Origin of the sequence: Leptospira wolffii serovar Khorat str. Khorat-H2 (assembly GCF_000306115.2) — a bacterium.
In the GTDB taxonomy this organism is placed as follows: Bacteria; Spirochaetota; Leptospiria; order Leptospirales; family Leptospiraceae; genus Leptospira_B; species Leptospira_B wolffii.
The window spans coordinates 16,927-42,487 of sequence record NZ_AKWX02000023.1 but is presented as its reverse complement, the minus strand read 5'-3'; the positions used below and the strand labels follow the sequence as shown (position 1 = coordinate 42,487).

General features: G+C 47.1%; 26 protein-coding genes. 15 read left to right on the top strand and 11 right to left on the bottom strand.

Annotated elements, in window-relative coordinates; translation table 11 throughout:
* Positions 1–33: 33 nt before the first annotated feature.
* On the bottom strand, positions 34–927 hold the full coding sequence (locus LEP1GSC061_RS18255) for a hypothetical protein (RefSeq protein ID WP_016547075.1): 894 nt from the start codon (positions 925–927) through the stop codon (positions 34–36).
* Between the two features lie 576 nt (positions 928–1,503).
* Here LEP1GSC061_RS18255 and LEP1GSC061_RS22030 point away from each other — a divergent pair.
* Entirely contained in the window at positions 1,504–1,626 is a 123-nt protein-coding gene (locus LEP1GSC061_RS22030; RefSeq protein ID WP_269571882.1) for a hypothetical protein, read from the top strand.
* A 46-nt stretch (positions 1,627–1,672) separates the two neighbouring features.
* Here the strand turns inward: LEP1GSC061_RS22030 and LEP1GSC061_RS18245 are convergent, their stop codons facing one another.
* Positions 1,673–3,013, bottom strand: coding sequence for a glucose-6-phosphate isomerase (locus LEP1GSC061_RS18245; protein WP_016547453.1), 1,341 nt, complete (start codon positions 3,011–3,013; stop codon positions 1,673–1,675).
* Positions 3,014–3,149: 136 nt separating this feature from the next.
* Here LEP1GSC061_RS18245 and galK point away from each other — a divergent pair, with 136 nt between their 5' ends.
* The 3 genes from galK to LEP1GSC061_RS18230 all read left to right on the top strand — a co-directional run bounded on the left by galK (position 3,150) and on the right by LEP1GSC061_RS18230 (position 5,537).
* A complete protein-coding gene (gene galK / locus LEP1GSC061_RS18240; protein WP_040509975.1) occupies positions 3,150–4,313 on the top strand; it encodes a galactokinase in 1,164 nt (387 codons plus the stop codon).
* A gap of 173 nt (positions 4,314–4,486) precedes the next feature.
* Positions 4,487–4,906: an STAS domain-containing protein gene (locus tag LEP1GSC061_RS18235; RefSeq protein ID WP_040510102.1), complete on the top strand. Its 420-nt coding sequence runs from the start codon at positions 4,487–4,489 to the stop codon at positions 4,904–4,906.
* Positions 4,907–4,916: 10 nt separating this feature from the next.
* Positions 4,917–5,537 carry a uracil-DNA glycosylase family protein gene (locus LEP1GSC061_RS18230; RefSeq protein ID WP_016547390.1) on the top strand — a complete coding sequence of 207 codons (621 nt, stop codon included), beginning with the start codon at positions 4,917–4,919 and terminating at the stop codon, positions 5,535–5,537.
* A gap of 2 nt (positions 5,538–5,539) precedes the next feature.
* Here LEP1GSC061_RS18230 and LEP1GSC061_RS18225 read toward each other — a convergent pair whose 3' ends face one another.
* From LEP1GSC061_RS18225 to LEP1GSC061_RS18190, 8 genes are all read right to left on the bottom strand, one after another.
* The gene (locus tag LEP1GSC061_RS18225) at positions 5,540–6,268 is read right to left on the bottom strand and encodes a helix-turn-helix domain-containing protein (RefSeq protein WP_016547276.1); all 729 of its coding nucleotides are present in this window, start codon (positions 6,266–6,268) and stop codon (positions 5,540–5,542) included.
* Between the two features lie 13 nt (positions 6,269–6,281).
* Entirely contained in the window at positions 6,282–6,566 is a 285-nt protein-coding gene (locus LEP1GSC061_RS18220; RefSeq protein ID WP_016547389.1) for a helix-hairpin-helix domain-containing protein, read from the bottom strand.
* Between the two features lie 52 nt (positions 6,567–6,618).
* Entirely contained in the window at positions 6,619–7,185 is a 567-nt protein-coding gene (locus tag LEP1GSC061_RS18215) for a hemerythrin domain-containing protein (protein WP_016547092.1), read from the bottom strand.
* Positions 7,186–7,279: 94 nt separating this feature from the next.
* Positions 7,280–7,711: an EamA family transporter gene (locus tag LEP1GSC061_RS18210; RefSeq protein WP_016547413.1), complete on the bottom strand. Its 432-nt coding sequence runs from the start codon at positions 7,709–7,711 to the stop codon at positions 7,280–7,282.
* The gene (locus LEP1GSC061_RS18205) at positions 7,712–7,924 is read right to left on the bottom strand and encodes a putative signal transducing protein (RefSeq protein WP_016546957.1); all 213 of its coding nucleotides are present in this window, start codon (positions 7,922–7,924) and stop codon (positions 7,712–7,714) included.
* A gap of 58 nt (positions 7,925–7,982) precedes the next feature.
* Positions 7,983–9,896 carry a B12-binding domain-containing radical SAM protein gene (locus LEP1GSC061_RS18200; protein WP_016547130.1) on the bottom strand — a complete coding sequence of 638 codons (1,914 nt, stop codon included), beginning with the start codon at positions 9,894–9,896 and terminating at the stop codon, positions 7,983–7,985.
* Positions 9,897–9,990: 94 nt separating this feature from the next.
* A complete protein-coding gene (lep, locus tag LEP1GSC061_RS18195) occupies positions 9,991–10,404 on the bottom strand; it encodes a LipL41-expression chaperone Lep (RefSeq protein ID WP_016547040.1) in 414 nt (137 codons plus the stop codon).
* The gene (locus LEP1GSC061_RS18190; RefSeq protein WP_016547097.1) at positions 10,385–11,449 is read right to left on the bottom strand and encodes a lipoprotein LipL41; all 1,065 of its coding nucleotides are present in this window, start codon (positions 11,447–11,449) and stop codon (positions 10,385–10,387) included. The genes lep and LEP1GSC061_RS18190 overlap by 20 nt, the downstream gene beginning before the upstream one ends.
* A 331-nt stretch (positions 11,450–11,780) precedes the next feature.
* On the opposite strand from LEP1GSC061_RS18190, the gene nadA reads away from it, so the two are divergent.
* From nadA to LEP1GSC061_RS18175, 3 genes are read left to right on the top strand one after another with little or no spacing between them, the layout of a single operon-like run.
* Positions 11,781–12,752, top strand: a complete 972-nt coding sequence (nadA, locus tag LEP1GSC061_RS18185) for a quinolinate synthase NadA (protein WP_040510101.1) — start codon at positions 11,781–11,783, stop codon at positions 12,750–12,752.
* Between the two features lie 5 nt (positions 12,753–12,757).
* Positions 12,758–13,240 (top strand): 2-C-methyl-D-erythritol 2,4-cyclodiphosphate synthase, encoded by a 483-nt coding sequence (gene ispF, locus LEP1GSC061_RS18180; protein ID WP_016547367.1) that lies wholly within the window; start codon positions 12,758–12,760, stop codon positions 13,238–13,240.
* Positions 13,213–13,692: a hypothetical protein gene (locus LEP1GSC061_RS18175; RefSeq protein ID WP_016547252.1), complete on the top strand. Its 480-nt coding sequence runs from the start codon at positions 13,213–13,215 to the stop codon at positions 13,690–13,692. Before ispF ends, LEP1GSC061_RS18175 begins: the two co-directional genes overlap by 28 nt.
* Here the strand turns inward: LEP1GSC061_RS18175 and LEP1GSC061_RS18170 are convergent.
* The gene (locus LEP1GSC061_RS18170) at positions 13,684–14,127 is read right to left on the bottom strand and encodes a GNAT family N-acetyltransferase (RefSeq protein ID WP_016547295.1); all 444 of its coding nucleotides are present in this window, start codon (positions 14,125–14,127) and stop codon (positions 13,684–13,686) included. The genes LEP1GSC061_RS18175 and LEP1GSC061_RS18170 overlap by 9 nt on opposite strands.
* Positions 14,128–14,318: 191 nt before the next feature.
* Between LEP1GSC061_RS18170 and LEP1GSC061_RS18165 the strand changes: the two genes are divergently transcribed.
* The 8 genes from LEP1GSC061_RS18165 (at position 14,319) to LEP1GSC061_RS18125 (ending at position 25,548) form a co-directional block, all read left to right on the top strand.
* Complete coding sequence (locus tag LEP1GSC061_RS18165; RefSeq protein ID WP_040509972.1) at positions 14,319–14,672, top strand: DoxX family protein; 354 nt, start codon at positions 14,319–14,321, stop codon at positions 14,670–14,672.
* A gap of 152 nt (positions 14,673–14,824) precedes the next feature.
* Positions 14,825–15,694, top strand: coding sequence for a tetratricopeptide repeat protein (locus tag LEP1GSC061_RS18160; RefSeq protein WP_016547157.1), 870 nt, complete (start codon positions 14,825–14,827; stop codon positions 15,692–15,694).
* Positions 15,695–15,729: 35 nt separating this feature from the next.
* Positions 15,730–16,683 (top strand): DNA-processing protein DprA, encoded by a 954-nt coding sequence (locus tag LEP1GSC061_RS18155; RefSeq protein ID WP_016547104.1) that lies wholly within the window; start codon positions 15,730–15,732, stop codon positions 16,681–16,683.
* Positions 16,684–16,698: 15 nt separating this feature from the next.
* A complete protein-coding gene (locus tag LEP1GSC061_RS18150; protein WP_016547191.1) occupies positions 16,699–18,198 on the top strand; it encodes an HTTM domain-containing protein in 1,500 nt (499 codons plus the stop codon).
* Positions 18,199–18,601: 403 nt separating this feature from the next.
* A complete protein-coding gene (locus LEP1GSC061_RS18140; protein ID WP_016547263.1) occupies positions 18,602–24,400 on the top strand; it encodes a beta strand repeat-containing protein in 5,799 nt (1,932 codons plus the stop codon).
* Positions 24,397–24,879, top strand: a complete 483-nt coding sequence (locus LEP1GSC061_RS18135) for an LIC_10463 family lipoprotein (RefSeq protein ID WP_016547448.1) — start codon at positions 24,397–24,399, stop codon at positions 24,877–24,879. The genes LEP1GSC061_RS18140 and LEP1GSC061_RS18135 overlap by 4 nt, the downstream gene beginning before the upstream one ends.
* The gene (locus tag LEP1GSC061_RS18130) at positions 24,866–25,246 is read left to right on the top strand and encodes a Bor/Iss family lipoprotein (protein WP_016546935.1); all 381 of its coding nucleotides are present in this window, start codon (positions 24,866–24,868) and stop codon (positions 25,244–25,246) included. Before LEP1GSC061_RS18135 ends, LEP1GSC061_RS18130 begins: the two co-directional genes overlap by 14 nt.
* Positions 25,243–25,548, top strand: a complete 306-nt coding sequence (locus LEP1GSC061_RS18125) for an LIC_10461 domain-containing protein (RefSeq protein ID WP_232218510.1) — start codon at positions 25,243–25,245, stop codon at positions 25,546–25,548. The genes LEP1GSC061_RS18130 and LEP1GSC061_RS18125 overlap by 4 nt, the downstream gene beginning before the upstream one ends.
* The last annotated feature ends 13 nt before the right edge of the window (positions 25,549–25,561 follow it).

The following is a 25,561-nucleotide window of genomic DNA, read 5'->3' as shown; positions in this document are numbered from 1 at the left end:
TTTTCGACCTCCAGGCGATTCACATTATAAAATTTAAATATAACTGGAAAGACACCAGGCGCATACTCCGTTCTTTACGGGGAGATCGGCGAATTTTAAGCTGACATCCTCCGGAACGGTGGCAAAGAAAATACGATCGTCCACGGTGCGCCCGCAAAGCTTGCAAACCGAGATTTTCCAAGGAGTCAGGGTTTCTCCTTCCTTTTCTCTCTCTCCCGGAAAAGGAAAAGGCCGAACTTCTTCGTCGTCGGCTATCTTTTCCCGTATGGATTTATATCCAGTTCCGAAAGGAACTTCTACCCGAAAGATATGTTCCCCGTCTGCGGTATCGTATCGTAAAAGACTCGGATTCAGACCTAGTTCTTTGAATTGCAAAAAAGCGAGAGCGATCCCTATCTCTTTTCCTTCTTCGTCGAAAGGATAATCTTCGTAATATTCCGATACGTTTTCGTAGTTTTTCGCGCGGGAAAGATATTCGGTCAGTTCTTCTTCCGCTTCGGAGGTGATTTCGGCTCGATTAGCGACTTCTAAAGCCACGCCGGTATTATTATGATAAATCGTGGTTCTGAGAAAGAAACCTTCTTCCTTCAGTCGGGAGCGAACCGCAAACGGTTCTGAGAAATTCCAAGATGAGAAGAATTCCGCATCTCTCTCCGCCAAGGATTCCTGCTCGGTGGGATTCCAGCCTCTTTCCCGAAAGTAGGAATTCCTACAATTTTCCGAATAGGCCTTTTGCAAGAGGCTTTGTAATAACGAAGCGGTGGGCGGGAGTATGTCCGTCCTCTTATAGAATTCCAGACAGAAACGAAGGTAATTTTCTAGATTGGAGGAATAATAGCCGGAAAGAACGAAACCGTGCAAGACGATCCGCTTGCCGAGCTCCATCGCCCGTATCAGGCGGTTCCATTTCGTAAATTCCAATTCCATCCGCTCGGAGTAACCTAAACTCTCCGAAAAGTATCCGGGTCACGACTCTCTGTCGCCTTTTTTTTAAGAGGCTAAAATCGAAAAAGAAACCGATCCCGAGCGAGAAACCTTAGGTCTTTCGCCCGGGAACGGTCTAATACGGTGCTATATTGGATGGGAAAAGATAACTGTTCCTACTTTGCTTGAATTGGTTTACGTATGTTCGTTTTCTACGAATCCGGTTCTATAATCGAGAAACGGAATAAGAAGGAAATTCGCGGGAGATCCGCTAGTGCCGAAACCCGAAGGGCTTAGGAGAGAGATGGAGGAGGAATATTTAGGAGATGCTTAGAAAGTAATTTTATGTGTTGGAATTGAAACCTATCCTGACGGGAAGGATTTAATTGTGAGAGACCGGGTTTATCGATTTTAGAAGAGTATAGATCGCCGAAAACGAGTTCCGATATTTCGGATCCCTCGGCTAAATCGCTCTGCTCGTCGTATTCGGTCTCGAACCCTACGATTGTTTGTGTTGATAAGGGTTTCTTCCCGGGATAAGGACTGGAGGATGGTCCGGAATGGAGGAAAAAAGCAAGAGTGAATAATGCTAAGGATGCGGCGACGATCCTAGTTGCTTTCCCTCTCAGAGCCATACAGCCTTATCCGAAACCCAAAGAATACTATGTCAAGCTTTTCGAAGCGGGTTTAAAAATCCGGTAGGAAATTTCTTTGCGATTTTTGCCGATTAAGGGACAAAATACTAAGTCTAAATTCCCTTATCCTTGAGTGTTTTGCGCAATCCTTCGAATCCTGGTTTACCTAGGAGCGCGAACATATTCTTCTTATACGCCTCCACCCCGGGTTGATCAAAAGGATTCACCCTCAATATATTTCCGGAAATCCCGCAAGCCAATTGGAAGAAATACATCAATTGGCCTATGCTCCCGATATCGGTGTCCGGAAATCGGATCTCCAGGCAAGGTACTTTTCCGGCGGAATGCGCCAATAATGTTCCTAGGATCGCCTGCCTATTCACTTCTCCCATCGATTTGCCGGAAAGAAAATTCAACCCGTCCAGATCCACCGGATCGGAAGGAATTTGCAAATCCGCCTTTTGCCGCTCCGGATAGAGAACCGTTTCGAAAATACTTCTCTCCCCTTCTTGCAGATACTGCCCCATCGAATGTAAATCGGTGGTCAGATCGACCGATGCGGGAAATATTCCGAGCCCTTGTTTTCCTTCACTCTCCCCGTAAAGCTGCTTCCACCACTCGGAGAAAGTATGCATGGACGGATCGTAATTCGCGATCACTTCCAGTTTTTTTCCGGATCGGTAGAATGCGTTGCGGTACGCAGCGTATCTACAAGCAGGATTGAGATCGGGTTTAAGCTCTCCGGTCAAGGCGTCCGCGGCTTCCTCGAATCCATTCCAAAATCTTAATATATCTAATCCTGCCGCGGCGATCGGAAATAGACCCACGGGAGTGAGAACGGAGTATCTGCCTCCGATATCGTCCGGAATTACGAAGGTTTCGAATCCCAATTCTTCCGACATTTTTCGGAGAGCGCCTTTGGATTCGTCTGTGATAGCAACCACTCTATCCTTGGCTCCGGCTCCGTATTTCCTACGGACCGAATCCCAGATCAAACGGAAGGCGAGAGCGGGTTCCGTCGTGGTTCCGGACTTGGAGATTACGATTACGGAAAATTCGCGATTCTCCAAATATTTTACCAATTCGGAATGATATCTGGAATCCAATTGATGTCCGGCATATAAAATTTCGGGTTGGCCAAGCTTAGGAGAAAAGAAATAAGATTGCGAGGCTTCTATGACGGCTCTGGAACCTAGATACGAGCCGCCGATTCCGATGACCACGACCGTTTCGGAGAAGGAGCGAAGCTTCTCCGCGACGGAAATAATGCGATCCAGCTCGGATCCCTTTTTACTCTGAGGAAGGCGAATCCAACCTAAGAATTCGGATCCGGGAGATTTTCCCGAAAGAAGATTTTCTAAAGCGAGTCCCGATTCCCGGAATAGATCCTCTTTTACTTTAGGATCGATAAACTCCGAAGCAAATCGGTCGCTTAGGTCCAAGGAAAAAGCCATCGGTACTCCCCATTTCGGAACATCCGAGACAAACTACGCTTATTGCCCGGAATGGCAAGGAAAAACGATCCTAGATTGATATTACAATTCGTCAAAATCCCTTGTAAGTTTGGATGATTCGTTTTTTTTCTTCCAAATGACTCCTTCTCTACGAGAGAATCTGATCTCCTCATTGGATCGAAATTTTCCGAATTCTACTAAAACGACTCCTATACGATTCTTTTCGGCGCCGGGTAGAATCAATATTATAGGGGAACATGTGGATTACGCGGGCGGGACCGTTTTTCCTGCGGCCATAGACTTCCGAGTATACCTGGCCGTCCGTAAGAATGATACGGAGACCTTTCGGATTCATTCCTTGGATTTTCAAGCAAGCCTTTCCACGAAATCCATCGAATACGATTCGAAGAATCCTTGGGCAAATTATATTCTAGGAGTCGCTTCGGAAGCTAAGAAGAAAGGGCTGCCAGTTCACGGATTCGATCTAGCCTTTACGGGAAATATTCCCCAGGGAGCGGGGCTTTCCTCTTCGGCCGCAGTAGAGGTCGTCGTAGGATTTGCTCTCTCCCGGATCTTTGGATGGGATCTTTCTAGAGAGGAGATCGCACTGCTCGGTCAGGCTGCGGAGAACCGATTCGTTGGAGTCAATTGCGGAATCATGGACCAGTTCGTTATCTCGGTAGCCAAACCGGATTCCTGTATTTCCCTGAACACGGAGACCTTAGAATATGAATACCATACCCTGGATCTTCCCGGTTTCGAGTTCTATCTAATAGATTCCAAAGTGAAGCACAATCTGAAGGAAAGCGAATATAACGAAAGAAGAAAGGAAGTGGAATCCGTCCGGAATAAGTTCCGATCGGTCTCTCCCGGATTGAAAAACGTCTATAACGCGGATCCGAATCTATTGGAGAAAGTAGATCTGAACCTAAACGAAAGGAAAAGGGCGTTGCATATACTCGGAGAAAAAGCCAGGGTTCAAAACGTTATTCGCTGCTTAGCTCAAAAAGACGCGATCGGTTTGGGCAAGGAACTTTACGCCTGCCATAAGTCCCTTTCCGAAAACTTCGAAGTATCTTGTGAAGAATCCGATTTTATCGTAGATGGACTTTTCAAAAGAAACGTCTTGGGAGCGAGAATGATCGGAGGCGGATTCGGAGGTTGTGTTTTGGTTTTGGACCGGGAGCACCGATCCGAGAAAATATTCTCCGAATTACAAAAAGAATACGTCGAAAAGTTCGGGTTCTCTCCGGAGATCTATCGCTTCCGGATTTCAGAAGGAGTGAAAGAGGACCCTTAAGAGATATGCAAATTCGGAACACATTCTCATACTGAGTCGGACCGACTGCGTGAACCTCCCGATAAGTGAGGGATAAAAAACGGATAAAAATTCTTGCTAAAACCGAAAGATATTTGATAGTCTTCGCATTCGGTCCCGTTTGGGATCTTTCTCCTTCGGGCAATTTGGAAATTATGGCAGACACTCCCTGGAACTTGGACAGTAAGGAATTCGATCACGACGCCCCTGAATTGGGCGTATATCTGGACCAAGCAAATACCCCGTCGGGACTTCCAAAGGACGCCGTTGTTCTTAAAATATCGGGAGAAATCAACCTATACTCTGCGCAAATCATGAAAGAAAGGTTCTTTCATCTCTTAGACCGGGGTTTCATTTATCTTTTGGTGAATATGGAAAACGTAAAGTACATCGATTCTTCCGGATTGGGTGTCTTTATGGCGACTCACTCCCGCCTAGTCAAAAGCGGTAAAGGAGGCATCGCGGTATTTTCCCCTTCTTCTCAGGTAAATAAGATTTTAGAACTCACCAAACTCAAGAGTCTGATCCGCGTAGGAAGTAATTCCGCGGAAGCTTGGAAGCTTCTCTCTCCCTGATTCCTTTCGGATGAAACGATCCTTAGAATTCGAAAGACATCTCGATACTCTCGTTCATTGCAGACTCTGTCCTAAAATGCAGGGAAATCCTGTACACGGCTCCCTGCCAGGGTCCAAGATCATGAGTATTGGACAGGCTCCCGGAATCCACGAGGAAAGGTACGGGAGGCCATTCGCCTATACCGCAGGTAAGACTCTATTCAAATGGTTTTCTTCCATAGGAATAGAAGAAGAAGTCTACCGTTCCGTAGTGAATATGTCCGCGGTTTGCAGATGCTTTCCGGGTAAGGCAAAGAGTGGGGACAGAAAACCGGATCCTACCGAAGTGGAAAATTGTTCCCGTTATCTTCGTTTCGAAGTAGAGTTCAATCGTCCGGAGCTCGTGATCCCGATCGGAAAATTGGCGATCGATCAGTTGTCGGAAGATAAGAAATACAAACTGGACGATGTGATCGGTAGAAAGTTTAAGAAAAACTATTATGGAGTGGAACTGGATTGGATTCCTCTCCCCCATCCTTCCGGTCTGAACGTTTGGAACCATTCTCCCCAAGCGAAAATTCTGATCGCAAAATCCTTGGACCTGATCCGCAAACACCCCGCGGTTAAAAGAGAATTCTTTTCTAGAAAGTAGAATCAAATTCCGTTTTTCTTCCGGAACCATTCCTTGGGAGAAACTCCCGAGAATTTTCTGAATTCCCGAATGAAGTGAGCCTGGTCGTAATACCCGGAGCGATAGGCAAGGTCCGTTAAGTTCTCCGATTCTTTAGAATGCTCGAAGATTTCTCCGAATCGAACAAGACTTGCATATTCCTTCGGGGAAAGTCCGATTCTTTCCTTAAAGTCCCTTTCCAATTTACTCTGGCTGATCCCCAAATCGGAAACAAGTTGTCGAATGGATACATCCCCCTTCGCTTCTTGTATTCTTCTTTCGGCTTCGGGTATATAACGGTCCGTCTTTTTTCTTTCGGGTAAAGAATTCCAAAAACGCGTCCAAGCTGCGAGACCGTCTCCTTCGGAATCTGCCTCTTCTTCGCAATCCGATAAGAGGGAAAGAACCTTGCTGGCAGGGAATAAGTCCGAAAGACCGATACTGCGATTCTTGATTTCCGAAAGGGAAAAATCCAACTTGGAAGAGAGAGAATAAGGAGAAGCGATTATCAGTAGACTACGAGTATTTCCGGTGGAAGTAAACTTGCGATGCTCGGTCAAAATTCCGGTAAGTCCCGCCTTTTCCAAGACTTGGACTTCCTCTTCTTTCTGCCAACGGATCCTTCCGCTTACCTGGACTCCGAATACGCAACTCCTAGAAGGAAGAACCGTATATGGTTCTGGATTTTCCCTAGTATTCCAGTAAACTTTCATACGAAGCTCGATCTTATCTACTTAGGACGGAATCTTTCCAATTCCACCATTTCCTTTTTTCGGGATCCGGATCTTCCGAACCGGCAATGTATACCGCACAACGGAATACATAGAGCATACAACGATCCACCCGAACGCCTTGTTGCCTGCAAAGATCTTCGTAGAGAATTTCCGGATCTTTCGAGGCGAGCTCCGCCTTACTCCTGAGACCTAGATTCCAAAGGTCCTCCGCGATGGATTTTCCCACCCCGGGCAGAATCCTAAACTCTCGCAAGACTTCGGTCTTCTCCGCTTTCATGTTTTAAAACATAAGGCAGAGAAGTAAAAAAGCAAGTCCCAAATTGAAGTTCCTACACGGAAACCGAACGGGCTCTTTCTTCGAAGGCAGCTCTCTGCTTCGGAGGAAGAGTAGGAAGAAGATACTTGGACCAAAGTTTCATCTCCTCCGGCTCCAAGGCCTTCATGATCTCCAAATGATGCGCTTCCAACTCGGAATCCGTAAACTGTTTCCAAATCAGCTCCTGGGTTTCCGTTTCCTCTCTTCTCATATGAGAGAAATAGCGACTCTGAAAATCGATAAGAGAATCGTAAAATTCCGCGGTATCCGAAACGCCCGCATTTTCTCTTTGCAGAATTTTAGCCAAGGCATCCAAACGATTCTCCAAATCGACATGTTCCCTTCTATCTTGTTCGGTACTCCCCGAAAGTCGGTCCTCCAGATGCCTAAGAGTGAATTTCTCCTCGTCTCTTGCGTGAGCCTCCAGGATTCGGAATATCTCCAAGGCTTTTCCTTTTAGTTCCTTCCATTCTTCGGAAACCGAGGATTCGATTCTCCCGGATTCTAAAACCAATTCCGCTAGTGCGTTTCTGATGGCCCGATGAGGGAAATGGAATACTTTCATACGTTGATTTTGCACGGATTCATTCTCCAAAACTCATGCGAGTATATTCGTGGAGGATCCGGAAAAATTGTATAAAATCGTCAAAAAGAAAGAATTCTAAATGAGAAAGTTATTTTCCCGTAGTTTGTCCCAAATGGAAGAGTAGAATCGCAAGTACGGCGGAGACTACGGAAAACAAATGGTAGAGATTGAACTTTTCTCCGAACAAATAGATCCCTACGAAAATGGAAGTGGTGAGAATGGAGAATACCGCATATAGAATATAATAAGAGGCCCCGAATCTGGTAAAAAGAAAATAGAAACCTAGGAACGTGATATAAAGTCCCACCCCGCTTAAGAATATTTGAAACAGATTTCTTTGGATATATTCCCTTGCACCTTCCTTCTCGAAAAACAACGCGGAGAATAGTAGAAGGACGGCGCACAAAACCGTATAACTGAGTAAAAATAAAAACGGATTATTGGAAGTTTCGGATTTCTTTTGCCCAAACGTAAAGAGTGCGTTGCCGAAAGCGGCAATCAACGCGTAAACGATATGCATCTAGTATTCTTTCTCCAGGTCTACAAGACGAGAGGCGAGGTCGTAATCCTCCTCGTCCACAAGAATCGTGATCAGTGTGTCGTTGGGCGGAAGGGTTCCGCGAAGTACATGCTGCTCGTCTCCGGTCTTGATATAAGAGATGTCTTCGTCGATCAATTTGGATTCTACGAGAGAGGCATGGATATAATCGTTCGTTTCGAATAATTTCTTCATACGAATCTCTCCTCTCCGGTCCTAGAAAATTTAAAAGGGGGAAATTAGAAGTCGGCAATCATTTTTCGGAATAACCGAGAACCTCCCAACACCAGCTCTTTTCCAAGGCCCTATCGGCGAAAGCAACGGTTTCAGGATCGGCATATTCTTTTAGACGCTTCCAGGCGGATTCGTTTCTAGTATTCTCCACGATTCTCGCGTTAGAAAAATCGCCTCCCAATTCTTCGGCTTTTTTGGCCGCCTCTTCCCATTTCATTTCTTGGAATACCGGAACATATTCCCGGATTTCTTCCACCCATTCCAATGGGAAGGTCTTTCCGAGCGGCAAAACGAGAACGATGCGATGCAGCATATTCTCCCCTCTGTGTGCCAGAGTCCTGGAGAGATAAGATGCGGGGACCCTTGCGAATTCGTCCAAGATATCGTCGATCAAATCGGGACTAAAGGGACGATCCGGATACAATACCAAATCCGTAACCGCAAAAGGATCCCTTTCGAAACGGGACCTCAGCTTGGAAAAGAATTCTTGTTTAGAATTTTCTAATGATTCCGATCTCCACCAGACGGACACGTGCCTAGAACCCGGAAGGGAAAAATCCGTAAGACCGAATTTTTCGTCCTTTCCCGGAGAAAAGGAGAATACGTCCGCATTTGTCGGATCCGGATCCACGAGTAGACTTCTAGGAGTCTCGTCCAATCTCCTATCTAGTCTTTCCTCGGAACGAAATAGTGTAGAACTCAGATCCTCGGGAGAAAAGTTAGGAGTGCGAATCACCCTATAAGGAGGTTTGGGAAGATAAATAAGTCCTTCGTTTTCCGCGTCCTTTCTCATCGCGGTTCCGGGAAGAATGGAAAGCGGAAATACCTGCACCCATTCTCCCAATCCGTGACCGTAAAAAAATTCGATCCCCTCCATCACGTCCTCCGGAGAGTCTCCGGGTAGACCTATGATCAGATCCAAAAGCAACTCTATACCTCGATCCGCGAGCATTCTTGCGGCCTCGGCGACCTTTTCCGGACTGCCGAACCGTTTTACCCGTTTTAGAGTTTCCTTATTGATGGACTGCATTCCGAGTTCTATGCGATTGAAACCCGCCAAAGCCAATTTGTCCGCGATCTTTTCCGTGATTCCTTCGGATCTCAATTCTCCGAACATGGTCATGCTTCGATCTTCATTGACTCGAATGATCGAGTCCAGAAAATCCTCGAAGCCGGGTCTATGATTGAAAGTCGGATCCAAAAACACCAACTCCTTGGCGCCGCGATCCTTTAAACTGGAAAGTAGTTTTACCGTTTCCGGTATATCCAGAGTTCTTAATACGTTGCTGCTCTTAGGATAAAAACAATACGTGCATTGGGATCTACAACCCCGAACGGTTTCCAAATAAGTGGATCTCGCGGGATCCACAGGCACAAAACCTTCCAAATAGGGAGAAGGATAACTCGTTAGGGGAAAATTAGCGTCTTCCTCCGGAGAGAAAGAGCTCATTTTACCGTTCTTATCCCGAAGCGCTATATTAGGAAGTTTGCGGGGATCCTCTCCGTCCAGAAGAGTGCGGATCAGTTCCGCAAAAGTATGCTCCGCTTCTCCGGAAACCGCGATATCGTATCCCTGCTCGGAAAGAACGAAAGGGTTGTCCGGATTCACCTCCGGACCGCCTACGAGAATCTTTGTCTTCGGGGATCTCGCCTTGACCTCTCTGGCCAGATGCAGACTTCTTTCCGTATTCCATAGATAAAGAGAGAACCCCACGAATTCAGGCTCTTCCTTTGCGATTCTATCCGCAAGGAGCGTATCCCCTTCCTTATCCGTGATCTCCGGATCTAGAACTTCCAGATCCAGTCCCTTCTTCTCCAAACCGTTTATACGTGCGGAAACCGCCAAGCATCCGGCTGCTAAGGGAACATTGCCCGTAGCGGCAAATGCACTAGGAGGTGGAACGGGAAGTTGAACGAGCTTGAGTTTAGCCATCGGAGTCTTAACTACAAGAGTTTAGACGGGAACGGTTTCTACAATTCGGAAATCGAAGCCCAAAGAAAGGGCTCCTAACGAAGACTTTAGCGAATTACGGTAGGGTCCGACTTTCCTCACCGGGAAGAGAGGCATCCGTAGACGGCTCTTCCGGTTTACCGAATTTCTTACATTCGAATAATTCGGAGAATTTCTCCTTGGATAACTCGCATTGTACCTGGAGTAGAGTCTTGTTCTCCACGCAGGAACGGATGATTGCCTCGCTAGTCTCCGGCTTTAAGACGCTACGAAGCATCAGAGCCTGAGTCTGCTTATCCATGGTTTCATCGTTCGCGATGAGCTTGGAGATATGGATTTGTGCATCGGAACATTCTTCCAGATTCGGTTTGGTTCTTTTGCATTCCGAAAGGAATAAGCAAAGAAATAAAAGAAAAGCGGACGTTATCCGCCCGCTCTTCTTCCGAAATCCGAAAAGTCGTCCGAAAGGATTACTTTTCAGTGTCGTCAACGGCTGCAGCCGCTTCTACGCGTTTACGCAATTCTCTCACGTATTTCTTGTCTGCACCGGTAATTCCCATAGCGGTCTCATAGAATTTGATCGCTTTTTCGAAATCTCCGGATTGGAAGTAATAAGTTCCGAGGTTTGCTTTCGCTCCCCAAGATTTTCCACCGGCTTTCTTGTCGGCTTTTTCCCAGTATTCTTTCGCTTTTTTGAAGCTAGGAGTTTCACCAGTGATTTCTTGGTAACCTTCGCCCAAAAGCTCGGCTACTTCGGGATCTTCGTCTTTAGTGAAAACGTCGATTTTCTCGGTTTTAACTTTAGGAGAAAGTCTGTCTTTGATGTAAAGAGCCGCTTCGTCCAAAGCTTTTCCAAAAGAGTCCAGAACGGAAGGGCAATCCAAGTTACCTACTCCTGCGTCTACTTTTGCAGGGTTGGAAACGACAGCCTTCTTAACTTCTCCGGTCTCAACTTTGATCAGAGTCGCGTCGAGAGGAATCAGCATGTAACGGATACCGGTTTGTTTGCTTACAGCACCGCCGCCGCCGTCTATGTTCTTACCGGTAGCCATGGAAGCGATAGCTCCCCCTACTTTCAGAGCGGCCGCACCGTAATCTACCATCATCTCGCTTCCGCATTCGGTATAAGGTTTTTGGTAACCGATGTGAAGAATCGCTTCCGCACCGAGTTGGTTTCCGAGTTTTACGCGGCTCTTAGTGATACCTGCCAGAGTAAGAGTAGCTTCGTTTAAGGAATCCGCTCTTTTGCTCAAGTCGATGAGTTTGTAGTAAGTTTCTTTATCGAATGCTTCGAAAACTTTCGCAGGCATTTGATCGATGAAGCTGGAACCTGCGCCGAAAACGGTTTCCCAGAGGCTTTTTTGAGGCTTCTCAACTGCCAGACCTACGTTACGGATGGAACCTAGGAATTTTTGAAGTTGGCGTCCTTCTTTGGACTTAGGGAAAACTGGGTATTCCACGTCTACGGTCTCGCCGCAATTGGAGACGGAGAATACGAGGGCTCCCGCGAAAAGCAGAGCTGCGATTTTTTTCATTGGGTTAATACCAATCCTTTATGGATGATTTTAGGAATAACTTCGTATTGGTCCCGGCATTTCATTTTCTGTCAATTTATTTTACGATACGAAGGGAAACGAATTCCGGATCGGAATTTCTTCCCACGATCCCGCCCGAAAAACGGGAATCAGGCGACGAAACGAAGCCGTTTTTCGGAAAGTTTTTCGGCCAAACTCTTTCTAGAAACACTTGCAAAGCGCCAATCCCGCAAAGATCGTACAATTCGGTTCAAAAATGGAATCCGTCTCGCCCGAGCGAGTCAAAATAGAAAAGGGGGGAAAACCCCCGAACCCGGCCGAAGGGGGCCCAATGAAGACTGTAGAGGAACTCCGAAAATCCCTGGAATCCACCTATATGGAGCATGAAATCGAGGAGAAGCTTCCGCTCATCCAAGAGATCAACCGGCTCAAAAAGGAAAAAAACGCTGTTCTTTTAGGACATAATTATATGACTCCGGACGTTTTCCACGGAGTTTCCGATATCGTAGGGGATTCTCTCTACCTGAGCAAGGCAGCTTCGGAGACCGATGCGGACATAATTCTATTTAACGGAGTGCATTTTATGGCGGAAACCGCCAAGCTCATGTCTCCGGAAAAAAAGGTACTCATAGCCGATCTAAAAGCAGGATGCTCTCTTGCGGAAAGTATCACCCGGGCGGACGTTCAAAAGCTAAAGGCCCAGTATCCCGGGGTTCCCGTGGTCACCTATGTGAACTGCACCGCAGAAGTGAAGGCCGAAACGGATATTTGCTGTACTTCCGCCAATGCGGTCCAGATCGTAAATTCCTTGGATTCGGATACTGTCATCTTCTTACCGGACGAATATCTTGCAGGCAACGTTCAAAACCAGACCTCTAAAAAGATCGTCTCCTTTCCCGGAAGATGCATGGTGCATGAAATGTATACCGCGGAGGACATTCTTTCCGTCCGGAGACAATGGCCCGGAGTGACCGTGATTTCCCACCCGGAATGCAATACGGATGTGGTAGCCGTTTCGGATTTCGCAGGATCCACTTCTCAGATGTCCAAATTTATCCGGGATTCCGGAGCAAAAGACGTTTTCCTCGTAACGGAATGTTCCATGGGAGACAATCTACGGTCCGAATTTCCGGAGAGGCAATTCGTATCTTCCTGTAGGACCTGCCCTCATATGAAACGGATTACCTTGGAAAAAATAAGAGACGCTCTCCTTCACGAAAGATATGAAATCCAATTGGATCCCGAAATCATTGAAAAAGGAAGAATGGCCGTCCAGAGAATGTTGGACGTGAGCTATAAATAGATCTGATGTATCGAATCGGACAAGGACTAGACTTCCATCGCTTAGAAACGAATCCCGAACGCCCTCTGATTTTAGGAGGAGCAAGGATAGAATCGGAACTCGCATTAGTAGGACATTCCGACGCGGATATCATAATACATGCGTTAGCCGACGCAATACTGGGCGCATTGGGGCTCGGGGATATCGGACAGCATTTTCCGGATACGGATCCTAGTTTAAAGAATATGGACTCCAGATTGATCTTAGAAAAGACATTGTCTTTGAGCGAAGAGAAGGGATTCTCCCTGGTGAATATTGATTGCACTCTAATCGGAGAAAAACCGAAGATCGCTCCTCATAGAACGAAAATCCAATCCTCGTTATCCTCCCTTCTCCGACTGCCCGAAGATTGCGTTTCGGTCAAGGCGACCACGACGGAAAAAATGGGTGCCTTAGGAAGAACGGAAGGGTTGGGTGCGAGTTGCGTAGTCTTACTGGTAAAAAATTAAGAATCGGTCCGGAGTTTCGGATCGCGATCTTAGCGACCCTATTCGTTCTGATCGGCCTATTCTTACTGCAATATTTCCGGGATTCACCCATTAAGGAAACCGCATATAGTATAAGATACTCCGTTCTGGATCGGATTCCCATCCGATCGTCCAAGGATCAGGTTCTGGATTATTTGGATAAAATGGAATGGGACAAGCGGGAATTTTCCGTCGGTCCCGTGGATCCGGATCCTTCCGGAGCGGATATTCTCGTCTTCAATAAGACCGGTTTCATCAATTCCAACGCATATTATACTTTTCGAAAGGAGAATAATGGAATCCGGGTGGATTTGGGATCTTACTGGGACTTCCGAAAATCCCCCGTATTTATAGCGAGAATTCGGGTTTTTCTGTATCTATTGTTTTTAGACGAACAGCTTGTGCAAGTCCGAGTGGTCAAGATCCTAGGCTGATATGATACCGGATCTTTTCATTAGGATAGCATCCTCTCCCGGAGAATAATAGGATTTTCTCCTACCTACCTCGACGAATCCCAGTTTTCGGTAAAGAGCTAACGCGGGAGAATTCGTATTAGAAACTTCTAAGAGAACTTCGGAGTAAGAATCGCAGAGAGATTTCAGAATTTTTTCCGCCTCTCCCTTCTTTCTTTTTTCGGGAAGGATTCCGATCCTTAGAAGTTCACAAGCATCGCCTAATTCCAAAAAAAGAAGGTATCCGGTATTTTCCGATACCCAGGCAGGATGGGATCCCAAATGGCTTCGAACGGATCTTTCACTCCAAGCTGAATCCGAAAATATCTTTCTTTCCAATTCTTCCAATAGAATGGAATCTCCCTCTTCCGCATATCTCCAGCCTTTTGGAAGAATCTTTTTTTTTCCCGAATCCAACCTATTTTCTCCTTGCCTAGGGCCTCGAGAATCCATACTAATTAGCGGTCGCTTTACGAAAGTAGATTCTTCGTTCGACTCGTATTTATTCGGGAGTTTTTCTCCGAGGAAGTCCGAAAGAATTTCCGAGATACCCCGACCGAATGAGAGGAGCCTTCTTCGAAAAGCCGAAAATCCATAGGAGTTTCATCATGAAAACAATCGGCAAATACGTTTATGCCACACCGTTCCTAATATTTGGAATTTTCCATTTTCTTAAAGCGGATATGTATGCAGGGATAGTTCCGAGCTTTATTCCCTTCCCTGTCCTTTGGGTCTATGTGACCGGAGCGGGTCTTGTAGCGGCGGCAATCAGCATCTTCATCAACAAAAAAACCAAATTGGCGACAACCTTACTTGCGGTTCTTTTAGGACTCTTTATCGTTCTCGTACATTTCAAAGGAGCGGCCAGCGGAGATATTCCTTCCACCGTTTCCCTTCTCAAAGATCTGGGACTCTTGGGCGGCGCCCTGGTCATCGCAGGTATTTCCAAAGACAATACCTGATCCCGATTCGGGGAGAATGCTCATTCTCCCCTCTCTTCCGCCTTTTTATTCGTCCGAAAAAAATTCCATTCGGAGGGATTTTCCGTCGACCACTCTAGTCGCTTCTCGACATGGTATCGGTAAGATATAAACGAAAAATCAGGTGGAATGTCATGAGAGCTCCTCTTACCTTTCTCGCACTTCTTCTTTTTATTTTAACCGATTGCAAGAACCTAAGTAAATTCTCCTCTGCGAGTAAAATCGCAAAACCTCCGACTGTCGAGGATCTGGAGGCGTGGAAACGTAGGCTGGATATGGACGAGTCCGAGATCGTAGAACTCGAAAAAAAGATCCGGGAAATGGCGGCAAAAACCAGATCCGCGGGAGCTTTGAGCTGGAAGATCGCGCAAGGTTATATGAAAATCGGCGATTACGATCTGGCCGCCAAATATTATAATAATGCGATCCAGGCCGAGGTATCCGGAAAAAAATCGGAAGTGGTCGGCGCCGACGTTCACTTCTTCGAATCCGCTCTTCCTTATTTCGATAAGGCCCTTTTACTCGCTCCCGTGGACCAACAACTTCTTTTCGAAACAGGCTTGGCCTACGCCAACGCATCCAAAGACAGAGGCTGGGAACCTAAAAGAAGGCAAACTGCAGTGGAGATATTCCAATCCCTCACCCGCCAGGACCCCAGAGATTCCCGATTTCCTTACCAATTGGCGCTCATCTATTTCGATTCTTCTATGAACGATTCCTCCTGGGAAGGTCTACATGCCGGTTTTCAGGACCAGGACAAGGCGTTCTCACTCTTGGATTCCGTTCTGAAAAAGGAGCCCAGAAACGTTCCGGTACTTTTTGCCAAGGCGAACTTCCTATATCGCTCCGGTAAAACCGATCTGGCCAAAGAGGAATACCTTCGTCTCAAAACCACCATAGAAGGATTAAAAACCGACGGCTTCATAAAGGAAGACCTGAACGAAAACGAATCTTATAAAAACGTAATTAATAATTTGAAAAAAATGGAATCCTCGGAAAAGTAAAAACGCCCAAGTTCCGAGGAACAGGAAGGTGAAAAATGGATTTTCTATCCCTAAGCTCTCCGTCCCTGCTCTCGATTTTAGCCAAGGGAAGAATCCTATCATCCTCCTCTGACGAAAAAGAAGCCGTAAAAGCAGTCGAATCCCTTCTCCCTAAAGAAATCCGGGAAAAGATAAGAATAGAAACTTCCTCTTATATCGGAGATCTTAAGAGGCTCGGAGCCTGCGTACTGAGTTACTTCGATCCGAACTACCCGGAACTATTGCGCGAAATTTACGACCCTCCTCCCAATTTATTCTGCTTCGGAGACGTTTCCGCACTGAATCGAAAATTCTTAGCGGTAGTAGGAACTAGAAAAGTCTCTCCCGTCACTCTTGCCTATTGCGGTCAAGTACCCGATTTCCTATCCTCCTTGCAAATGGAAGGAATAATCTCCGGGCTCGCATTAGGAGTGGATGCGGCCTGCATGAGCCTAGGCCTTGAGAAAGGACTACCCGTACTAGGCGTGATGGGAACCGGTCCCGAGAAAGAATACCCTTTCGAAAATCGTAATATATATTCCGAATTGAAGAATTCTCCGAACTGCGCTATCGTAACGGAATATCCTCCCGGATTCAGAGTCGGAAAATACGCTTTTCCCAAAAGAAATAGGATCATAACGGGAATCGCTTCCGCACTTCTTTTAATGGAAGCGCCTTCCAAAAGTGGAGCCTTATCATCCGCTTCGAATGCGCTTTCGCAGAATAGGGAAATTTATGTTTTTAATCATCCATACCAGTTGCAAAACGAAGGCGGAAGAAGATTGATATCGGAAGGAGCGATCGAAGTTTCTCTACAAGAAGATACGGGAAATATCAATGTGTTTCGTACGAGCGAAATTCTGCCCGATAATTTCGAGGAACTTCCCGGAATGCTTGCTCTAATCGGAAAACAAACCTTAAATGGTAATTGGACCGAATTAGGAAGCGGTTTTATCCAATCCAATACATAATAAGGTCGGTTAAGAATGGGTTCCACCCCTAATCTCCTCGATAGGTTACGATTCGGGCTCCACAAAACTTCCCCTGCGTGGTCTCTCGGCGCCTTTCGATTCGGATTCGGAATCCTACTATTCGCTTTAGTTCTGCGTTATCTTTACCACGGTTGGGTCGCCAAGTATTTTCTCGAGCCCGAATTTCACTTCAAGTATTTCGGATTCTCCTGGGTTCCAGTTTTTCCAGGCTGGATATTGTATCCTATTTTTATAATACTCTGCATAGCGGCATTAGGAATCTGCCTGGGAGTGTTGTTTCGAACCAGCGTCCTAATTTATCTGATCGGATTCGTTTATTTTAATCTCTTGGACGTTTCCACTTATCTGAACCATTACTATCTGATCGCTTTACTCCTATGGATCCTACTCTGGACGGAAGCGAACTCCTGCTTTTCCGTCGCTCACTTTCTTGCGACCTATCGGAAGGGAAGATGGTCGATTCCTAGGGTTCCGAATTGGAATCTGTATCTTCTTAGATTTCAAATCGGATGCGTGTATTTTTTCGGAGGCATCGCGAAGTTAGTCCCGGATTGGATCCTAGACGCGCAACCTCTCAGGATATGGCTGGTAAGGAGCACCGATTTTCCTTTGATCGGAAGCTTCTTCTCCTATCCGATTGCAGGGTATATATTCAGTTACGGAGGAATCGTCTTCGATCTGCTGGTTCCTTTCTGCCTTCTCAAGTCCAAATTGAGACCCTGGGCCTACGGATTCGTTCTCATATTCCATGCGATGACGTGGAGATTGTTTCCGATCGGAATTTTTCCATGGGTCATGTCTTTTTCCGCACTGCTATTCTTCTCGCCGAATTGGCCCCTCAATGCCAGACGCTTTCTCAAAAAAAGGGGAATCTTTCCTTACGGGGAAATTCGGAACTTGATTCATTCCGCTTGGACCAAGCTGCCCGTACAACTTAGATTCGATACGGCTGGGATTTTTCTAAGAATTCTAAAAATATTAGAAAAACCGAATGAATGGGGGAGAAAACTCGAAGATAGAATCGGAAATTTCCGGACCAAAATCGGACCCGGGTTAGGCTTCTGGCTTTGGGGAGCTTACGTACTATTTCATATTCTCTTTCCCTTACGCCATTTTTTTTATCCGGGCAACCATCTCTGGACGGAACAGGGATACAGATTTGCCTGGCATATCATGTTGATCCAAAAAAACGGAATCGCATCCTTTCGAGTGGTTAATCTGAGGACGGGAGAGACTCAATTCGTCCTACCGGAGAATTATCTTACCGAATTGCAAAAAACGATGATGAGTACACAGCCGGATCTGATCCTTCAGTTCGCCCATTTTCTAGGAAATAAGGAAAAGAAGAAAACCGGGGACGAAATCGCGGTTTATGCGGAAGTTCGGGTTTCCTTGAACGGAAAGAAAAGCAGCATTCTCATCGATCCGAACCGGGACCTAATGAAGGTGAAAGACGATTTTTCTCATAAAGACTGGATCCTCCAGTTGGAGTAAGCGAATCCGGACGTTTCCAGAGGAGAAAATCCCGATCTTTAAGAGACATACGTCCCGAATAACGGAAGTGTGTAAGCGTACACATACAAGTTAGAGCACGTTATTTTCCATTAATTTGTGGCAATTTGCCATCTTTGCATTCGGAATATTTTTCCAAACAAGAACGCATAACGTTCTTGTTTCCCATTCCCCCACTCAAGGGATGAAAAAAAGAAAATTGGAACAACTTCCATTCCTTTCCGGTCTTCGGCTCTCGTTCGTAGCCCGAAGTAATCGTTTACTTACTCAAGTAATCCCTTATATTTATTTTTCCGTGAAATAGTCCGTAGGATTATATCGTCTCTTGGTTTAGGTCGATAGAATATTTACCGGTTACGCTTTAAAACGTAACAAAGAGAAGCAGATGCCAGTACGAATCAACGCCACCCAAAAACTTTACGCACTTATTGCGGCTTTTTTCCTATTTTTTCAAGGCTGCGTGGCTTGGCCTGCGCTCACCGGAGCGGTTGGATTGGCGGCCGGAAAAAAAGGAGGAGGCGGTCTCTTCTTTCTCCCAGGTTCCGGATCTCCTGCGGAATTGAATCGTGTAGAAATCTCCTCTCCCAATTCCAGCTTCGCTAAGACTACGACCATGTCGCTTTCTGCGACTGCGGTTTATTCCGATAATACGAATAAGGATATCACCGCGGACGCAAGTTGGAGTTCCAGCGATTCGAATATTATAGAAATGTCTTCGAACGGACATGCAAAGGGAAAAAACGTGGGTTCGGCCGACGTAAGCATCTCCTACCAAGGCAAGACGGCTCAAATGTCTTTGGGAGTAACGTCCGCGCCTCTTTCCGGTCTTACCATCACTTGTACGAACCAAGGAACCAATCTCCCGAAAGGTAATACTAGACAATGCACGCTCACGGGTAATTTTGCGGATTCCACCAACCAAGACCTCACGAGCGATCCAGGAGTCGTTTGGAAAACGGGAAGTAACTCGGTAGCTACCATCGATTCAGACGGATTGGTAACCGCGGTAAATGTGGGAACCACCACGATACAAGCATCGTATCATGGAATGTCCGCATCCGATTTAAACCTTACGGTTAGTTCGGCTACTCTAGTTTCCATCTCGGTTACTCCTACGAATTTATCCTTACCCTTAGGCAAGACGCAACAGTACACCGCCACTGGCACTTATTCCGATAGCTCCACTCAGAATATTACGACTTCCGTAACTTGGAGTTCTTCCGATACTTCCGTTGCGACAATCGGAAACACTTCCGGAACCAACGGATTTCTATCCACAGAAGCGGAAGGAACGACTACTATTACCGCTACTTCCGGATCCATCAGCGATAGCACCGGTCTCACCGTCACCGACGCCGTTCTGGAAAGCATTTCCATCAGTCCTTCCGCCCCGGAAACTCCGAAAGGAAGGACGTTGAACCTGACCGCAACCGGGCTTTTCTCCGACGGTCATAACGAGACGATTACCGATCAGGTGACTTGGTCCAGCGCCGACACAAGTACCGTTACTATAGACAACGGAACCGGACTGGAAGGTAGAGCCACAGGACTCAATGTAGGAACCGCGAACGTTACCGCTGGAATCGGAGGGATCAATGCGACAGTTTCCTTCAAAGTAACTAGCGCCGTTTTGGATTCCATCCAAGTGACTGCGGACGATACTTCCATTGCCAGAGGAACTTCCACACTCGTTCTCGCGACCGGGATTTATTCGGACGGAACTTCCCAAAATATCAGTTCCTCCGTCAACTGGACCACTTCCAGTTCCTCCACTCTGCAAATTGGATCCTTGAACGGAGTGCCTAAAAGAGAGATACTTTCTCCGAATAACGGCAATATCACCACGGCAAGAATCACCGCCGAAGGCACGGGAGGAATCACAGGTTATGTGGATATCACGGTAACCGCTGCAAAACTTGTTTCCATCGCGATGACTCCTACGAACCCGAGCGTAGCCAAAGGGCTGACCAAGGATTTCACCGCTACGGGGACTTATACCGACGCGACCACTCAGAATCTTACTACCTCAGTCACCTGGACTTCCTCGGATACGAGTAAGGCAACGATCAGCAACGCTTCCGGAACGGAAGGTAGGGCAACCGGAAATGCATTAGGAACTTCTAATATTACCGCAACTCTGGGTTCAGTGACTTCTCCCGCGTCGACTCTGACAGTGACTGCGGCAGTCCTGCAATCCATTACAATCACTCCTTCCAACCCGAGCATTGCAAAAGGAAGAAGCCAAAACTTAACCGCAACCGGAACCTATTCCGACTCTAGTACGGCAAATTTGACCTCGATCGCTTCCTGGTCCAGCTCGGATACGTCGGTCGCGGGAATAAGTAACTCCTCCGGTACCGAAGGAAAGGCTACGGGTCTATCTGTAGGAACTTCTACCGTTACCGCCACTTCGGGTTCCATATCCGGTTCGATCACATTTACGGTTACGGCCGCCGTTCTGGATTCCATCGAGGTTTATTTGGATAATTCTTCCATAGCTAAGGGAACGTCCACTCTCGCGGAAGCCAGAGGTACTTTCTCGGATTCGACCACACAAAATATCAGCGACCAAGTCGTATGGACGAGTTCCCAGACTTCGATCGTTCAGTTGGGAAATCTCACCGTAGCGCCTAAGAAGCAATTGAATTCTCCCAATAACGGAAGTTTAGGTACGTCCCGTATCACTGCAACCTTAGGTTCCGTAAGTGGGTATTCCGACTTAACGGTAACTTCTCCTACTTTGGTTTCTATCCAAGTGGATCCCACGAATCCGAGCGTTGCTAAAGGATTAACCAAGAATTTTACGGCTACCGGAACTTATACCGACGGTTCCACTCAGGACTTGACGACTTCGGTGACTTGGTATTCTTCCGATACCGCTAAGGCCACGATCAGTAACGCTTCGGGAACCAACGGGGTAGCAACCACTCTACAGACCGGAACCACGAATGTCACCGCTAAGCTAGGTAGCGTCACCTCTCCTGCAAGCACCTTGACGATTACCGCTGCGGCGTTAAGCAGTATCACGATTGCACCTTCTCCTACCTTAAGTATAGCTAAAGGTAGAACCCAAAACTTTACGGCAACCGGACATTATACGGATAGTAGCACTCAGGACCTTACCACTACCGTTACTTGGAGTTCCTTCGATCAAACCAAGGCCACGATCAGTAACGCCTCCGGAACCAACGGTAAACTAACCGCTCTCCAAGAAGGTAGCACACAAATTTCCGCTACCTACAATTCGATCACTAGCACGGACACTTCCGTTACGATAACGGCGGCAGTATTGGAAAGCATCTCGATCACTCCGGTGAATTCCAGCTTAGCGAAAGGTTATACCACCCAATTTACCGCAAACGGAGTATATTCGGATTCGACTACTTTGGATATCACCGCCCAAGTTACCTGGGCTTCCTCAAATACCGCGTCTTCTACGATCAGTAACGCGACGGGCAACCAAGGTTTGGCCACTGCGGTCTCGACGGGAACGAGCACGATTTCCGCCACCTTAGGTTCCGTTTCCAACTCTACTAATTTCACGGTAACCGCGGCGGTACTCGCGTCGATTTCGGTGGCACCTACCAATACGACGGTTTACACCACCCAAACTAAGGATTATACGGCTACAGGCACGTATTCCGACGGAAGCACTCAGAATCTGACTACGAGCGTTACTTGGACTTCTTCTAATACGAGCTACTCTACGATCAGCAACGCTTCCGGGACGGAAGGAAGAGCCACGGGAGTATCCGCAGGAACCGTAACGATCACCGCTACCAGCGGATCCGTGAGCGGTAATACCCAACTTACCGTAGTCTATCTGGATACTACTCCTCCTACAGTGTCCAGTGTAGTATCCTTGAGCCCTACTACGGTAAGAGTTACATTCTCCGAATCCGTAGCGACCTCGGGAGCTACCACAGCCGCAAATTACAAGCTGGCTAAGACAGCTTCCGTAACGGGAGTCTGTTCCGATAACAGCAACTTCTCTTCTCCGTCCGAAATTGCGGTTTCATCAGTAAGTGGAAGCGGTGCGATTTATACTCTTACTTTGGCCTCTTCCCAAACTTCCGGTACGGGCTACACTGTGATCGTGAATAAATCCGGGATCCAGGATCTTTCCGCCGTTCCGAACGCGTTAGGATGTGCAAACTACGGAGACTTCGTCGGACAAGAACAGTTGAAGGTTAGCTCCGCATCCTGCGCGAGCACGAGTACGATCATTATAAACTTCTCCAAACCGATCAAATCCGGAAACAATGTGGCGGGATCCGCAGAATGTAGCAGTACCGCAGAATGTGCAAAAAGATACTCCTTAACGGGAACTACCGACTTAGGAAACGTCAGCTCGGCTAAAATTCTGGACGGAACCATATGCGGAGGAGCGTCCGCGGATTCGGCTAAAGTTTGCGTAACCCATAGCATTCTGCAAACTGGAGCTCAGTATACAATTATAGCTGCAAATAACGTGGACGGGGACAATTTCGATAATTCCTCCTGGGGATCCATCCGCGATTCTGGAGATTCCGAAAATGTCCAATCTTCTCCTAGAGACCGAGGAGTCTTCTTAGGCTGCGGAACTACTCCGACAAAATTCGAGGACGGTCCGATCTCCATCGATCCGAACGGATCCACATTCGGATATTTGGCGGACTTCAATAGTAAAATCTATACTGGACCTAATAATGCAGGAAACGGAGCGCTTAGATTCGCTTATGACGGATCGAGCCCGGAATCGGTACAATTCTCCTTCGCTAAGGATACTACAGCTCAGGCAAGCGATTCCACCAATGTCAGTTCCAATACCGCGATCACTCGCGAGAATAGCATCGCAGTTCCGCCTTACGTGACTCTTGGCCACTCGGGCTGTACCCAAAACAACGCGACTTTGGCGAGCGGTTGCGGACCCGATAACGAAAACGGAAGAGGAATCTTTACCACAGGATCCCTAAACGGAAGTCCGTATATATTTATCGCAGCGGCGAGAACGACCCCCGACGGTTCCGGAAACTATCTCTTCGATTATATCTATTACTCGAACGATACTTCCACTAACCTGAACTATAAATACATAGATATGGGAACGATCACTGGAACAGTAACTGCGGGAACGTCGTCCATCAGCGTTATGAATAATCGCGTCTTCCCGGGATTTGCAAAACCGAGCAATAGCAGTGGTGGAGGTTTGAACGCACCCGATTTCGGTTATATCACCTTTAATACCTCCGACTCAGGTGGAGGAGGTTCCACAGGATACTGTACTTCCGGTTCCAATTGCGACGCAACGGATAATACCAACGGTAGAAGGATCCGCATCGATTACATGCCTTACTTCGGCGGGCCTTCCAGCGGTAGTAATAATACGAATAGTAGCCCGAACTGGGCCTATTATATCGGAGTGGATTCTTCCTTCGTCTTCAAGAACCGGCTTTATGCGGCGAACGGAGGTTTACATGCGATAGGGCATAATGGATCCATCATACGTTCCGAGTCCTCCAATCCGACGACCGCTTGTAGCGGCAAGGACTCTTGTTCCGATTGGACGGAGATCGGACCTAGATCGAATTCCAAATGGCATAATAGTCCTACGAATAACTGGTTCTCTCTGGAACTCTCCAAATTCTACGATTTGATCCCTGCCGATCGCGCTTTCGCTCAATTCGCGGAATTCAACGAGAAACTTTATGTGACCAGAACGATCTGCGTCCAAAGCACTCAGGCAAACGGCTTAAGAACCTCCGCCGGAACCGTAGCGGGATGTACCGACGGAACTGACACGAACAGAAGGGCCCAACTTTGGAAATGCGATCCTACTCTGACGAGTAACGGTAACGAATGCGACCCGGGAGATTGGAGTGTCGTCGGAGACGACGGAACCGGAATCACCAACTTCGGAGATTCTACGAATCGAACGATTACTATGGTCGCTAAAAACGGATCCTATCTATACGTGGGATTCGATAATCCGGGAGGAATTCGAATCTATCGCACGAACGTTACCAATCCAGGATCGGCTTCCAATTCATGGTCTCAGATCGCGGGTAACGGATTGACGGATACTTCCAACGTGCAGCAGATATTCTCCGCGATCTCGGTGCCCGTGAACGGAGTGAATTATCTCTACGTGAGCGTGGGTAAGAATAATACGCCTGTGAGGGTGTATAGACAGTCCAACGAATGAAAATAGCGACTCTCTTCATTCCATTGATCGGCTCCCTTGCCTTAGGAACATTCTTCGGATGCGTTAGAGACTCCGGATACGAGCCTCTACGTTTCGAAAGGATCTCTAAAGCGGAGAATCTGACCTTCCAGGCGAATGTGGACGGAACGTTGTTCGCCGGACAATGGGAGTATCGATTCAGGATCAAGCAAGCGGATCGAGTCTCCCTGCTTGTGGAAGTTCTCTCCGACCAGCCCGACCTAGGCGTTAAATTGGTCCGGAAAGGAATATTATTCGATCAGAATATAACCTGCAAGGAAGCGATCACTTTGCAGACTCCGTGCAAACTGGAAATCAAGAATCCGGACCGGGGAGAATACTCGTTGGTTCTACAACACGGAACCGAGCAGGAGTCGACGGTGCATTATAGAATTTTTGCGGGCGTACACGGACCCGGTTACGCATCCGTAGTCTGGGAGGAAGAAATTGCGCGTAGGTAAATCGATTTCCTTTATCGGGATATTATTCTCGGTTCTGCTTCTGCAGACTTCCTGTAGACATGCGATGGTTCGCTATCCCCAAGCATTGCCGGATGCGTGTAAGGCATATCCGAATTCCAAAGAATGCAAGAGAGCATTGGACATTCAGGCCTCCAACCAGGGAGAAAAAGGGGAAACCTACAAAATCCCTCACACGTATTACTTTTTCGGATTGTATCCGGGCAATATCGTAGTCGATGCCGGTAGATATTGCCCCTCCGGACCTAAATCGGTCCACCAGTACACTTCTTTCTGGGACGGACTCTGGGAACAGCTTACTCTCGCCATATATTCCCCCCAAACCGTGGAGATAGAATGCTACAGATGAATCGAATTTTAGTACTGATTCTTTTACTCGGATGCCTCCTAGGCTGCCATTCCACGACTGTGGTGTACAAATCGGGAGATACTCCGTATTCTCTTTCCAAGGAAGCTCCCGGAGCGGATAAGCGAACCAGACAGGGAAGCATCGTGATGGGAATCTATATGGCCTCGAACGCGGAAGAAGCCGTTTGTCCGAATTCCTTTCCGGAAGTGAAGATGTTCACCGGATTCTTGGACTTAGTCATCCATTTCTTTATCGGACCCTTCTACACGACCAAGACCGTGGAAGTCTATTGCCGGAAATAAACCGGAAATTGCT